The 13,237-nt window shown below is 68.1% G+C and carries 14 protein-coding genes; 10 read left to right on the top strand and 4 right to left on the bottom strand.

Annotation, left to right across the window (positions count from 1 at the left end; all coding sequences use genetic code 11):
• Window positions 1–43 precede the first annotated feature (43 nt).
• Window positions 44–742, top strand: coding sequence for a TetR/AcrR family transcriptional regulator (locus tag ACFY3V_RS31710; RefSeq protein ID WP_362904363.1), 699 nt, complete (start codon window positions 44–46; stop codon window positions 740–742).
• 20 nt (window positions 743–762) lie between these two features.
• Here ACFY3V_RS31710 and ACFY3V_RS31705 read toward each other — a convergent pair whose 3' ends face one another.
• Window positions 763–1,443, bottom strand: a complete 681-nt coding sequence (locus tag ACFY3V_RS31705; RefSeq protein WP_362904365.1) for a polymer-forming cytoskeletal protein — start codon at window positions 1,441–1,443, stop codon at window positions 763–765.
• A gap of 260 nt (window positions 1,444–1,703) precedes the next feature.
• Here ACFY3V_RS31705 and ACFY3V_RS31700 point away from each other — a divergent pair, with 260 nt between their 5' ends.
• The 3 genes from ACFY3V_RS31700 (at window position 1,704) to ACFY3V_RS31690 (ending at window position 4,738) form a co-directional block, all read left to right on the top strand.
• Window positions 1,704–3,056 (top strand): hypothetical protein, encoded by a 1,353-nt coding sequence (locus ACFY3V_RS31700; RefSeq protein WP_389778582.1) that lies wholly within the window; start codon window positions 1,704–1,706, stop codon window positions 3,054–3,056.
• Window positions 3,057–3,358: 302 nt separating this feature from the next.
• Window positions 3,359–4,243 carry an SDR family NAD(P)-dependent oxidoreductase gene (locus ACFY3V_RS31695; RefSeq protein ID WP_389778580.1) on the top strand — a complete coding sequence of 295 codons (885 nt, stop codon included), beginning with the start codon at window positions 3,359–3,361 and terminating at the stop codon, window positions 4,241–4,243.
• Between the two features lie 9 nt (window positions 4,244–4,252).
• Window positions 4,253–4,738 (top strand): MerR family transcriptional regulator, encoded by a 486-nt coding sequence (locus tag ACFY3V_RS31690; RefSeq protein ID WP_362904371.1) that lies wholly within the window; start codon window positions 4,253–4,255, stop codon window positions 4,736–4,738.
• 165 nt (window positions 4,739–4,903) lie between these two features.
• Here ACFY3V_RS31690 and ACFY3V_RS31685 read toward each other — a convergent pair whose 3' ends face one another.
• The 3 genes from ACFY3V_RS31685 to ACFY3V_RS31675 all read right to left on the bottom strand — a co-directional run bounded on the left by ACFY3V_RS31685 (window position 4,904) and on the right by ACFY3V_RS31675 (window position 7,154).
• Window positions 4,904–5,725, bottom strand: a complete 822-nt coding sequence (locus ACFY3V_RS31685) for an alpha/beta hydrolase (protein ID WP_362904373.1) — start codon at window positions 5,723–5,725, stop codon at window positions 4,904–4,906.
• 19 nt (window positions 5,726–5,744) lie between these two features.
• The gene (locus ACFY3V_RS31680) at window positions 5,745–6,314 is read right to left on the bottom strand and encodes a DJ-1/PfpI family protein (protein ID WP_344744621.1); all 570 of its coding nucleotides are present in this window, start codon (window positions 6,312–6,314) and stop codon (window positions 5,745–5,747) included.
• A 96-nt stretch (window positions 6,315–6,410) separates the two neighbouring features.
• On the bottom strand, window positions 6,411–7,154 hold the full coding sequence (locus ACFY3V_RS31675) for a GntR family transcriptional regulator (RefSeq protein WP_389778578.1): 744 nt from the start codon (window positions 7,152–7,154) through the stop codon (window positions 6,411–6,413).
• A 441-nt stretch (window positions 7,155–7,595) separates the two neighbouring features.
• Here ACFY3V_RS31675 and ACFY3V_RS31670 point away from each other — a divergent pair, with 441 nt between their 5' ends.
• From ACFY3V_RS31670 to ACFY3V_RS31645, 6 genes are read left to right on the top strand one after another with little or no spacing between them, the layout of a single operon-like run.
• Entirely contained in the window at window positions 7,596–8,972 is a 1,377-nt protein-coding gene (locus ACFY3V_RS31670) for an extracellular solute-binding protein (protein ID WP_362906232.1), read from the top strand.
• A 47-nt stretch (window positions 8,973–9,019) separates the two neighbouring features.
• Complete coding sequence (locus ACFY3V_RS31665; protein ID WP_350949953.1) at window positions 9,020–9,919, top strand: sugar ABC transporter permease; 900 nt, start codon at window positions 9,020–9,022, stop codon at window positions 9,917–9,919.
• Complete coding sequence (locus tag ACFY3V_RS31660) at window positions 9,919–10,830, top strand: carbohydrate ABC transporter permease (RefSeq protein ID WP_350949952.1); 912 nt, start codon at window positions 9,919–9,921, stop codon at window positions 10,828–10,830. The genes ACFY3V_RS31665 and ACFY3V_RS31660 overlap by 1 nt, the downstream gene beginning before the upstream one ends.
• Window positions 10,830–11,897, top strand: coding sequence for an ABC transporter ATP-binding protein (locus ACFY3V_RS31655; protein ID WP_362906229.1), 1,068 nt, complete (start codon window positions 10,830–10,832; stop codon window positions 11,895–11,897). Before ACFY3V_RS31660 ends, ACFY3V_RS31655 begins: the two co-directional genes overlap by 1 nt.
• Window positions 11,897–12,973: an ABC transporter ATP-binding protein gene (locus ACFY3V_RS31650; RefSeq protein WP_389778574.1), complete on the top strand. Its 1,077-nt coding sequence runs from the start codon at window positions 11,897–11,899 to the stop codon at window positions 12,971–12,973. The genes ACFY3V_RS31655 and ACFY3V_RS31650 overlap by 1 nt, the downstream gene beginning before the upstream one ends.
• Window positions 12,974–12,996: 23 nt before the next feature.
• A complete protein-coding gene (locus ACFY3V_RS31645) occupies window positions 12,997–13,173 on the top strand; it encodes a hypothetical protein (RefSeq protein ID WP_389778572.1) in 177 nt (58 codons plus the stop codon).
• Window positions 13,174–13,237: the final 64 nt, after the last annotated feature.

The raw sequence follows: 13,237 nt of genomic DNA, 5'->3' as shown, positions 1-13,237 counted from the left end.
CGAGTCAAGTGACTCGCCTCGTATGTCAGGGCATACTGCAGACATGGCAGCAGAGCTCTCCGCGCACCACCGCCGACTCGCCCGACAAAAGCGCGAGGCGATCATCTCCGCAGCCACGGAGCTGTTCCTGAACCGCGGCTACGACGGCACCTCCCTCGCCCGTGTCGCCGAGGCGGCGGCCGTCTCGAAGTCCACCCTTTTCAAGCAGTTCCCCACCAAGGCGGCTCTCTTCGAGGCCATCGTCACCGAGTCATGGCAACGTGACACCGGCGACACCGTCGCACGACCTCAGGCCGGGGACCTGCGCTCCGGGCTGACGTCCATCGGTCACCGCTACGCCGATCTGATCGGCCGGCCCGGCATGACAGCCCTGTTCCGCATCGTCATCGCCGAACTGCCCCGTTTCCCCGAACTGGGAAGGATGCAGTTCCAACTCGGCAAACTGCCCTACTTCGCCTCCGTCCAGCAATACCTGGAATCCGAGCACGAGGCCGGCAACGCCGACGTCCCCGATGCCGAGAGCGCCGCCAACCAGTTCCTCGGCATGATCGCTAACTACGTCCTGTGGCCTCGCATGCTGCTGACCGACTGGGATCCCACAGCCTCTGACACTCGCTACGCCGTCGAGCAAGCCGTACAGACCATGCTCGCCCGCTACCAGAGTGCGGGCCAGTGCTCCGGCCTTCAGGCCGGAGGTCAAGGCCCGCGCGGGAGCGCCCGCTATGGCGCGAGCGTGCCCTGACCTTCCTGCGACGACGCGGATCAGAGGGTCGCGGCGAGGGGAAGACCGGCCAGCAGGCGGTCGCGCAGGGCGTCGCCGCGGATGCCGAGCTCGGGAAGGTCGTCGGGGCCGGGGGCGCCGGTGACCAGCAGTTCGGGTACGAGGAGGCGGCTGAGCGGAACCTCGGGTGCCGGGTCGACCAGAGCGCCGATGGAGGCGGTGGACAGGTCGAGGTAGGCCGGCGCGAGGGTCCTGCCGTGGAGGGTGCCGGCGACAAGGTCGGGGCAGAACTCGTTCCAGAAGAGCGAGACGGTGGTGCGCAGGTCCCCATGGATCATCACCAGCTTGTCGGTCATGTCGCCGACGAAGGTCTCGGCCGTCACGTGGCCGCGTACGACCAGCTTCGCGTCACCGGCCAGGTAGATGTTCCGCGCCCGCAGGTTCCCGAGGACGATCAGAGCGGCGGCCCCGTCGTCCACATCGGTGATGTTCCCGTCGACGACCAGGTCACCGTCCACGATGTACCCGGTTGCCGCCTCGGGCGTGCCCTCCCGCCACGGCGTCCGCTCGTGCTCGTCGAGGGGGAGTTCGCCGGTCACCGCGGCCGACCCCGGAACCAGGATGTACTCCTCCTCGTACAGGTTCTCGTAGGTCTCCTTCGGCAGCCCGCGCTGCTCGAACAGGTCCACCGCATCGTCCCAGGCGAGGTAATTCGATCGCATGCGCGCGACCATAGCAATGAAACGCAGTCGTACCGTCTCGAAACCGACGTTGGATGTGGCGCGTACATTGCTGCGGCCTCCAACGATCGAGCGGAGGCCCAGTGGCGCGACCACGTATCCAACCGGCCCGCGACGGTCCGTTATGCCCGTGGCCTCATCCGGCCACCCGCACGCCCTTGCCGGTAGTGGGGCACGGCCGGATACTCAAGGCCGCTGACGAGCTTCGCGGCGGATCCTCCTACGGAATGGGACGTGATCGCATGCTCGATGAAAGCACCAGCCGAGACCAGGCCAGAGCCGAGGCCGACGCCCTCGCCGCTTGGCAGGCCATCCCGTACTCCGTCTCCCCCGAGGAGGCGCAGCGGATCTCCCGGGAGTATCTGGACGAGGCCCGCGAAGAATTCGAGGAGCAGACCAGCCAGCTCCCCCAAGCCGACCAGGATAGGACTCGCCAGATCGAGGCGCAGCTGAACGCCAACGGCAGGCAGGTGTACGCCAACGCGAGATGGTGGGGTTTTGAGATCGTCCTCAACGCCGCGGCCGCCCAAGCCGCCGCCGAGATCTCGGAGTTGGTAGGGGAGATCGTGGCCATGGCCGTCCGTCCCAGGACGCTCGGCCGGTTGATCGAGCTCTCCTTCCAGATCCGTTCTCTCATCATCCAGATCGTCGGCAGGGACCACGGTTGTCGGCTGGTGTCGCCCTGGTTCGCCCCGGGGATGCTTCTGCCCATCTCTCTGGCCCCCAGGCAGGACACCTCGCTGTGGTGGACGACCATGAACACCTCTCACAACTGGAGCGAGAACGAGAGATTCCCCGGCCACCTGTCCAGGTCCAATCCGGCGCTGGCGGAGTTCCGCAGCCGGCTGTACGCCGTGCACCGCGGGGACCGGGACGAATCGCTCTGGTGGACCGCCTACGACCCCGGCAGCAACGAGGGCTGGAGCGACAATGTCCCCTTCCCCGCCCATCGCAGCGCCGACGGCCCTGCCCTGGCCGTTTACAACAACTTCCTGTACTGCGTGCACCGCGGCGGTGGCAACGACAGGCGCCTGTGGTGGACCCGCTTCGACGGCAACCGCTGGAGCCCCGACACCCGCATGAACGGCGCGTCCAGCCGAGGCCCGGCCCTGGCGACCTTCAACGGCATGCTGTACTGCGCCTACCGGGACGCCAACAGCGATCAGATGTGGTGGACCCGCTTCAACGGCACCAGTTGGAGCAACGACCAGCCGTTCGGCAGCCACTTCACGGCCTCCAACCCCGCTCTGGCCGTCTACGGCGGCGTGCTGTATTGCGTGTTTCGCGGTGGAGGCTCCGACCACTTCCTGTGGTGGACCAGTTTCGACGGCACGCGCTGGAGCAGCGCCCGTCGGCTGCCCGCGCACCGGAGTGCGGAGGGCCCTGCCCTGGCCGTCTTCAACAACAGGCTGTACTGCGTGCACCGAGGCTCCGGCGACCAGAGCCTGTGGTGGACCAGCTTCAACTCAGCCGACTGGAGCCCCGACATCCGGCTGCCCGGCCACCTGAGTGCTCAAGGTCCCGCCATCGTCTCCTACCGCGAACCCTACGGCACCGAAGACCAGCTCTTCTGCGTGCACCGCGGTCATGGGTAGAAGCCGCCACCGCCGCCACTGCCGCCTGCGAAAAGGCGTGCTGCGCGTTCTTCGCGTTCCACGTCACCAGCGACGGTGAGCAGGTGATCTGGGACTGCGCCGTCAGCGACAACGACGCCGCACGCGCCCTGCTGGAGGAAGTACTGCGATACCCATCGCGAACGGTTCGGTGTGGAATCGATCTGTGCCGTGCCGGAGTTCGCGTCGTCCACGTACTGGGCGGGTGCTGTCAGGGCCGTCGACGAGCGGCGGCGGATGCCGCGCTTGAGTTCGAGCGCGCTCGAACTCCTAGCATCGCCGGCATGACATCTCGACCAGGGACTCAAGAGACTCAGCGGACATGGATCATCACTGGCGCGTCGGCGGGCTTCGGTCGTGCCATCGCCGAGTGCGCGGTCGGGCGGGGCGACAACGTGGTGCTGGCTGTGCGGCGGCCCGGGGCGGTGGCCGACCTGGTGGACGCCCATCGCGACCAGGTGCTGGTCGCCGAGTTCGACGTGCGTGACACCGGACGCGCCGGGGACGTCGTACGGTCGGTGGCCGAACGGTTCGATCGGGTGGACGTGCTGGTGAACAACGCCGGCCGCGGGGTCGTCGGCGCGGCCGAGGAGGTCGGCGAGCAGGAGCTTCGCGCGTCTTTGGAACTGCACCTGCTGGGTCCGGCGGCGCTCGTGCGGGCCGTCCTGCCCTACTTTCGCGAGCAGGGGTCGGGCACGATCGTGCAGATGAGCAGCCAGGGCGGGCGCGTCTCCTTCCCCGGCGTCGGCGCCTACTCGGCCGGCAAGTTCGCGCTCGAAGGCTGGTCGGAGGCGCTGGCCGGTGAGGTCGCGCCGTTCGGGGTCCGGGTGATGATCGTCGAGCCGAGCCGGTTTCGCACCTCGTTCAACGCGCCCGGCGTGCTCGGGGTCGCCGACGCCGGCGCCGTGTACGCCGGGCTGCTCGAGGCCGTCCGCGACGACATGGCGAGCGCCGACGGGATTCAGGAGGGCGATCCGGTACGGGCCGCGGAGATCATCGTGGACCTGGTCGCCGGTGAGGAGCTGCCGCTGCGCCTTCCGCTCGGGCGTGAGGCGGTCGAGCGCATCGGAAGGTCCTACCGGCAGAACCTGGAGGAGCTCGAACGCTGGGCCCCTGCCGCGCGTGCCGCCGACTTCCCCGGCGCCCCCGCGTCCGTCCGGCCGATCTAGAGTGTCGCCATGGCCACGGACGATCTGATGTCGAGGGCGCTCGCCGCTCTCGACGAGGTCGACGGCCCGATGTCGGTCGAGGTGATCCACCGCCTCGTCGACGTCGGCGCCGCCACCGACCTCATGACCATCACGGAGGTCGCCGACCTGCTTGACATGTCGCCGCACACGCTGCGCTACTACGAGCGGATCGGGCTGGTCGAGGTGGCCCGCGACGCCGGCGGCCACCGCAGCTACGACGCGAAGACGGTACGGAGGCTGGTGTTCCTGACCCGCATGCGCCTGTCCGGGATGGCCATACGCGACCTTCAGCACTACGTGCGGCTGGCCGACGAGGGCGACGACACCGTCCCCGAGCGCCTGGACCTGCTGCTCGAACACCGCGACACGATCCGCCGGCAGCTCAGGGAGCTGACCCTGTCGCTGGCGGCGACCGAATACAAGATCGCCACCTACGGCGGCCACGCCGGCCCGTCATCAGCGGGCAATGCCTGACCCATCGGCACCGAACCGCGCCGAATGGGTCCACCGCGCCCAGTCGGCACGGTCCGCCTCGTCATTGCGGCGAGAGGCAAAGCCCCATCATCGTCCGGGCAGTTCTTGACGGTAGTGCAGCCGTGTCCGCCCTGCTTGAGCACGGCTGCGGACCTGTCGCAGCGATCAGTTACCTCGTTCCCGGCCGAGGAAGCACGACAGGAGTCGCCTGAAGTCGTGCGGGTGCTCGAGCGCCGGCACGTGCCCGCATCGGCCGAGCACGTGCAGACGGACATCGGCCAGGTGTTCGAGCAGGGGCAGGGCTGCCGTCTCGAGCGGGGTGACTCGGTCCTCGGCGCCGTGGACGAGCAGCACGGGCGCGCGGATCCCTGCCAGCGTCTGCGCCGAGAGGGTGAGATCGTCGGCCCAACGTGCCCGAGGCGGAGGGAACAACGACGCGAATGCGGCCGCCCCCTCTCGCATCGCGGCCGCACGGGCGGCGACGGCCGACTCGGTCACGAGCGCTTGGTCGAGGACGAGGCGACTCAACATGTCTCGTGCCCCGGGCACGCCGGCGGGGGCGGCCCAGAGCGCGTCGAGGTCGGCCGACAGCGGCGCCCCGGGGGCGCCCATCGTCGAGACCGCCACGACACAGGTGACCTGCCGGGGACGCGCGGCCGCCAACGCCAGCGCCACGGCACCGCCCATGGAGTGGCCCACCACGGCGTAGTGCTCGACACCGAGAGCATCCATCAGGCCCGCGGCCTGCTCCGTCCACAGCCGGAGCCCACCCCTGGAGCCCGCCGGCATCGGGGTACGGCCGAACCCCGCCTGGTCAGGAGCCACCAGGCGCCAGGACGTGCCCAGCGCCTGGGCCGTCGTCGCCCAGGCTCCGGATCCGGTCGTACCGGGTCCGGAGCCGTGCAGCATCAGGACCGCGGGCCCGGTGCCGCTCTCCATGACGTGGACGGGAGAGCCGTCGACGGTGACGGTCCGAAGTGTCGTCACCGAGACCGGCCAGGTGTGCTCATGCGGATGCGGAGTTGATGGACTTGGAGAAGACGTCCATCATCGCCCGGCCGAACTGCGGCATGTCGGGCCAGCCGCGGCAGGAGACGAGGTTGCCGTCCACGACGTCGGGAGCGTCGATGACCGTCGCGCCCGCGTTCTCCATGTCACCGGTGATGGGAGGGAAGCACGCCGTCTTTCGGCCTTTCAGCAGCCCGTACACGGCCGGGACCTGCGCGCCGTGGCACACCAGGGCGATCGGGAGGTTGCGCGCGAAGAAGTGCTCGGTGATGCGCCTGACGTCGGCGTCGACCCGGATCCACTCGGGGGCGCGTCCCCCGGGGATGATGAGGGCGTCATAGCGCTCGACGTCGACGTCGGCCCAGGGCACGTCGACCGGCAGCTTTCGGCCGTTCTTCTCCACGTAGGCGTCGGAGTTGGGGTCGAACTCGTGGATGACAAGCTGAACGTCACGCATGGTGCGTGACGAGACGTCAACGTCCCAGCCCCCCTCCTGCACACGGTAGTAGGGATACATGGTGTCGAGCTCCTCGGCGGCGTCGCCGGTCAGGAGCAGCGCTCTGGGCACCTGCTTCTCCTCGTATCTGGGCGGGCGAGATGGATCCAATCCGATCCGATCCGATCCGCTCCGGTTGGGTTAGCATTCCTCGGCCCGGCCCGCCCGTCAAGCCTTTGCCGCCATTGAGTCCGCGTCCTGGGCCTCGTCGAACAATCGCCGGAACCGTTCGCCGGACAGCAGGATGTGCCGACGCATGGCGTAGGCGGCGGCGTCGGGATCACGCGCGGCGATCGCGGCCAGAACCTCTTCGTGCTCGGCCATGGCCAGGTGAGTGACCTGGGTGTCGTGCAGAAGCCGGAACAGGTGCACGTGTGTGTGCAGGCGGGCGAGCGCTTCGCGGATGACCTGGTTCTCCGCGCTCAGAGCGATGAGATCGTGAAAAGCGGCGTCGCGTAGCCCGAAGGCGCCATAGGCCATGGCCCCGTCGCCCCCCTCCAACTCCGCCATCTCCTCCAGCATTCGTCGCATACCGTCCACCTGCTTCGAGGATGCGCGTTCGGCGGATCTGCGCGCCGCCGCCGGCTCGAGGAGCAGGCGGACCTCAACCATGTCCTCGAATCGGTCACGGGTGATCTGGGGGGGAATGCGATAGCCGGCGTGGGGCACACGCACGACCAGGCCCTCGGCCTCCATGCGGTTCAGAGCGTCTCGGATCGGCGTCTGCGAGACCCCGAGCTCTCGGGCCAGGGCATCGATCGTGACGCGGGAGCCAGGCTCGATCCGTAGCGACATCAGCTGTCCGAGCAGCGTGTCGTACACCTCGTCGGCAAGCCGGCCGCGAGATCTTCCCGGCGGCGTTCCGCCTCTCGTGGCCCCACGGCGCCGCGCGATCACCGCTTCGTCGTCCATCGTGACGTGAGGTCCTTTCTTGCGCCTTCGGGAACCTGTTGACATCGGTCGCAACGCTACGGGATATTGACGCCCCCACCCGGATCGTATAGGAAAGGTGACGGATGCCAGCCATCCTTCACCAATCGGGGAACCGCCCGCCATCGCTCCGCTTCGATCAGTTGGAGCTCCCATGAGCATGCTCGACGTCCTACTCGATTCGCCATCGGGCCCACAAGGACCGAAGGACCTCTCGACTGCCTGAAGCCCATCACGTCGCGGCGTACTCGTGACGCCGGTCCGCGGGTCAGCCCCTGCGACAGCCGGCAACACGCCCGAACAACCCAGCAACTGCTCGGCGAAGCACACAGCAGGGCTCCAGAAGTTCCCACCCCCCAGAAAGCAGGCAAGAGGATGCGGTATCCCAAGCGGATAGGACGACTGTCCGTTCCCACTCGAAAGGTGCAGCTGGCGACGATGGCCATGGTGATGGCCGCGACCATGGCGGCTTGCGGTGGCCAGGACGACGGCGCGGCGAGCGCCCCCAAGGCGCCGGCGGACATCCCGGAGCTCACCAAGGACCCGCTGACCCTCAGCTTCATCTGGTTCGAGTGGCCCCCCGCCAAAGCTCTGGAAGACTTCGCGAACGCGGAGTACACCAAGGAGCGGTCGAACGTGACCATCAAGGTCAACACCGTGCCGAACGCGAACTGGCACGACGCGATGTTCACCCAGTTCGCAGCGAACAAGACCGACTTCGACATCCCGATCCTGGACTCGCAGCACATCGGTGAGGCCGTGACGAACGGCAACATCCTCGACATCACCGACTTCGTCAAGAAGAACATCGACGTCAGCGCCTACAACCCGTACCTCCTGGCGGCCTACGGCCAGTACCCCCAGGCGGAGACCGGGCAGCGCGACGAGAACGCCAGCCTGTACGGCCTGCCGCTGCTCGGCGACACCTGGACGATGATCTACCGCAAGGACCTGATCGGCGACAAGCCGCCGCAGACCTGGGACGAGATGATCGCAGCCGCCGAGAAGTGCCAGACGGACAACCCCGGCGTCAGCGGGCTGGCCTTCCACCAGGCCAACGGCTCCGACGCCGCGGCCGTGACCTACAACACGGTCAACGGCGTCTACGGCGGCAAACTCTGGGACTCCAAGGCGCGCAAGATCGAGGGCGTCATCAACGACGCCGCAGGCCAGGAGGCGATGGACGTCCTGGTCAACAAGATGAAGCCGCTGACCGCCGCAGGCTCCGGCAACTGGTTCATCGACGAGGTGAACGCGGCGGTCGCCCAGGGCAAGGCATGCATCGCGTTCAACTGGATCGCCGCGAGCGGCGGCCTGCTCGACCCGAAGGAGTCGACGCTCGGCACCACGCGGGAGGAGATCCTCGAGAAGCTGGGCTTTGCCACCCTGCCGAAGCAGAAGACGGACCTGGTGCCGCTCGGCGGCATGGGGATGCACGTGTCGGCCTACTCCTCCGCGGAGAAGCAGGCGGAGGCCCTGAACTTCATGAAGTGGTTCGAGCAGGCTGACATCCAGAAGAAGTGGGCGGCCGCCGGTGGTGTGCCCGCGCGTACGGACGCCCTGGCCTCGCCCGAGTTCCTCAATGCCGGGCCGTTCAACCAGGTGTACGCCGACTCGGTCACCCGGATGCGGGACATGTGGAACGTGCCCGAGTACGCGCGCCTCATCGACATCGAGAACACCAACGTGAACGCGGCTCTCAACGGCGCGAAGAACCCGAAGGACGCGCTCAACGACATCGCCAAGGAACAGCAGGGCGTGCTCGACTCCGCCGGCCGCAAGGGTGGCGGCGGACTGTGAGTGACCCCGTCTCTCTGACGACGGACCACCCGGTGCAGGAGGCGTCCGTGACGCCTCCTGCACCGGGGCGGTCCCGCCACCTGAGCGACCGCTGGCTCACGGTGGCCTTCATCTCCCCCGCGTTGCTGTTGTTGCTCGCGATGTCGGTTTTCCCGCTGCTGTGGGCGCTGTACCTGTCGTTCACCGACTACTCGGCCACCCGCGGGGGGGCCGCCACCTTCGTCTGGTTCGAGAACTTCACCGCCATCCTGACTTCGGCGCAGGTCCACCTGAGGGCCTTCACGACGTTGATCTACGTGGTCGGCGCGGTCACCCTGCAGACCGTGCTCGGTTTCTCCATCGCCTACCTGATCTCACGGCGCACGCACGGGCGAGGAGTGCTGACCACGCTGTTCCTGGTTCCGATGATGCTGTCGCCGGTCGTGGTCGGGCTGTTCTGGCGATTCATGCTCGACGCGCAGTTCGGCGTGATCAACAGCATGCTCGGCTCGCTCGGCCTGGGGCAGGTGGAGTGGCTCACCCGGCAGAACACGGCGTTGATCTCCCTGATCGTGGTCGACACCTGGCAGTGGACGCCGTTCATCATGCTCATCGCACTCGCGGGCCTCACCGCGGTCCCCAAGTACCTGTACGAGGCCGCCTCGATCGACCGGGCGTCCGAGTGGTTCCGGTTCCGCACCATCACTCTTCCGCTGGTGTGGCCGCTGCTCCTCATCGCCGTGCTGTTCAGGGCCATCGAGGCCTTCCGGCTGTTCGACCTCGTCTACATCCTCACCAGCGGAGGTCCGGGAGTCTCCACCGAGACGTTGTCGTTCCACGTCTACAAGGTCGCGTTCCTGGGCTTCAACACCGGAACCGCCTCGGCGTACGGAATCCTCATGGTCCTCGTCGTCATCGTCCTCGCGCAGCTCTACATGCGCTACCTGAACAAGCTCAAGGAGGACTGATGGCCGTCTCCGTCGACGAGGCCGTGTCCCCAGGTCCTGTCCAGGATCACCGGCCCCCAGGGCGCCGCTTCGGCGGCCGGGGACGCGCCGTGCTGGAGGTCGCGCTGCTGGCCGTGCTGGCCACCGTGATGCTCTTCCCGGTGCTGTGGATGATCGAGACGTCCATCAAGGAGAACCGGGACGTCTACGCCATCCCGGCCAAGTTCTTCAACTTCACGGTCACGTTGGACCATTTCAAGGACGTGTTCGTCGCCTCCGGTGGCGGTCCCTCGACCTTGTCCGGCGCGTTCCTCAACTCCGTCGTGGTCGCCGGGGTCTCCACGGTGCTGGCCACCGTGCTGGGGGTCCCGGCGGCCTGGGCCTACTCACGCTTCGCCGTGAAGGCCAAGAAGGACCAGCTGTTCTTCATCCTGTCCACCCGGTTCATGCCGCCCGTGGTGGTCGTGATCCCGATCTTCCTCATGTACCGCCAAGTCGGACTCTTCGACACCAAGCTCGGCCTGATCCTCATCTACACCGCGTTCAACGTCCCGTTCACGATCTGGATGATGAAGGGGTTCGTCGACGAGGTGCCCGCGGAGTACGAGGATGCCGCCATGCTCGACGGTTACACCCGCCTGCAGGCGTTCTGGAAATTCACCCTTCCCCTGCTCCTGCCCGGCATCGCCGCGACGGCGGTCTTCGCCCTCATCTTCTCGTGGAACGAGTTCGTGTTCGCCATCTTCCTCACCTCCAGCGACGCCGTGCGGACGGCCCCGCCCGCCATCGCCGGCCTCATCGGCGGAACCACTGTGGACTGGGGTCTCGTGGCCGCCGCCTCCATAGTGTTCGCCCTACCGGTGCTCGTCTTCGCCTACCTGGTGCGCAAGCACCTCGTCGCCGGTGTGACGCTCGGGGCGGTGCGACGCTGATGGCGGGCATCGAGGTGACCGCGCTGCACAAGCGCTACCCGGACGGGACGGTCGCGGTCGAGCACGTGGACCTGTCCATCGCCGACGGTGAGCTGTTCGTGATGCTCGGCCCTTCGGGCTGCGGCAAGACGACCACGCTGCGGGCCATAGCCGGCCTGGAGAGGCAGACGACGGGCGACATCCGCATCGGCGACACGCTGGTCAACGACCTGCCGCCCGCCGAGCGCGACATCGCCATGGTGTTCCAGTTCTACGCTCTCTACCCGCATCTGAGAACCCGCGACAACCTGGCGTTCCCCCTGCGGGCCGAGGGACTGCCCAAGCAGGAGGTGCAGGAGCGGGTCGACGAGGCCGCCCGGCTGATGCGGCTCGGTTCGCTCATGGACCGGCGACCGCACCGGCTGTCGGGCGGGGAGCAGCAGCGCGTCGCGCTCGCTCGCGCCCTGGTGCGACGACCGCGCGCGTTCCTCATGGACGAACCCCTCACCAACCTGGACGCGGAGCTGAGGGCGGACATGCGCACGGAGATCAAGCATCTCCAAGGGGAGTTGGGGACGACGATGGTCTACGTCACCCACGACCAGGTCGAGGCGATGTCGCTCGGTCACAGAATCGCCATCCTCAACAAGGGCCGCGTCGAGCAGGTCGGCACGCCGCTGGAGGTCTACGACCGTCCGGCGAGTCTCTTCTGCGCCGCGTTCATCGGCTCCCCGCCGATGAACCTGATCGAGGTGGAGCTGGCCGACGGGCAACTGCGCAGTAAGAGCGGACTGGCCCTCACGCCACCGCCGAACCTGCCGCGCGACCGTTCCCTGATCGCGGGCGTCCGGCCGGAGGCGCTGGAAGTCACGGAACCGGGGGCGGAACGTTCGGTCCCGGCCCGCGTGGTCTCGGCGGAGTGGCTGGGCGACGAGATCATCTACGTGGTCGACCACGGCGACCGGCGCGACGCACGGGTTCGAATGCCACTGACCGTCCGTTTCGCCGCCGACGCGCCGGTCGGGCTGCGGCACACCGGCGGGCCCCCGCCCGTCTACGACGCGAGCACGGAAGAGCTGGTGGCCTGATGGGAACCGTGGCAGTGCACGGGCTGTCCAAGTCCTTCGGTAAAGTCCAGGCCCTCGACGGGGTGACGCTGGACGTGCCGGACGGCTCGTTCTTCGTCGTGCTGGGGCCCTCCGGGGCAGGCAAGACGACGACCCTGCGAGCGATCGCCGGCCTTGAGAAGCTCGACGCCGGGTCGGTGCACCTGGACGGGAGGGACGCGACCGGTGACACCCCGGCCGCACGCGACCTGGCCATGGTCTTCCAGAGCTACGCCCTCTACCCGCGACTCACGGCGTACGAGAACATCGCCTCACCACTGCGGGCACGCCGCTGCTCTTCCAGCGAGATCGCCGCCGCCGTCGAGAAGATGTCGAGTCTGCTGCACATCGAACGCCTGCTGCAGCGTCGTCCCGCGCAGATGTCGGGCGGTGAGATGCAGCGTGTCGCCCTGGCCCGGGCACTGGTCCGTCGCCCGCGCGCGTTCCTCATGGACGAGCCGCTGACCAACCTCGACCTCAAGCTCCGCGTCGAGATGCGCACCGAGCTCACCCGCATCCACCGGAGCCTCGGGGGAACCTTCGTCTACGTGACCAACGACCAGGTCGAGGCCCTGTCCATGGCCGACCAGGTCGCGGTCCTCAAGGAGGGGAAGGTGCAACAGGTCGGAACGCCGGCCGAGGTGTACGAGCGTCCGGCCAACCAGTGGGTCGCGGGCTTCGTCGGGAGCCCGGCGATCAGCCTGCTCGCCTGCCACGCCGAGGGAGATCGTCTGGTCGGGGCGGAAGGCTGGACGCTGCCGCGGCCCCGCTGGACCACGGCCGAGGACGGTCGTCCGCTGCTGCTGGGCCTGCGCGCGGAGGACCTGTCCGTCGAGCAGCGTGGGAGCACGTCGTTGCCGGGTGAGCTCTACGGCCTTGAGCCGCTCGGTGACCGGACGGTGGTCGACGTCCGGGTGGGGACGGAGATGCTCAAGATCAAGGCACGACCCACCGTCACCGGTACGCCGGGCGAGCGGCTGCTTGTCACGGTCGACCTGGACCGTGCGCACCTGTTCGACGCGGACACCGGGCTGGCGCTGTCCGAGGCCGGGAGGTAACCGCGCGGGGCGACGACGTCGACATGCGCCCCTACGAGGCGATCGAGCCTCGGCGGACCGTCACCGGTGAGCACAGCCTGACGACGCCGAAGCAGCCATGGCCCGAGAAGGCGACCGGCGGCGCGGGGCGTCGCCCCGCGGCCAGGGCCGAGGCCACGTTCGACCCGCTCGGCGACCTCGACCCCGACGAGGTCGTGTGACCCGTTCGTCAACGCGCGTGGCGCGACCGCGGAGGTCACGCCGGACATCACCAAGCACATCACA

This window comes from Streptosporangium sp. NPDC000095 (genome assembly GCF_042899335.1).
GTDB lineage: Bacteria > Actinomycetota > Actinomycetes > Streptosporangiales > Streptosporangiaceae > Streptosporangium.
Note: the sequence above shows the minus strand (reverse complement) of the source record. Positions and strands in the feature narration are given on the sequence as shown.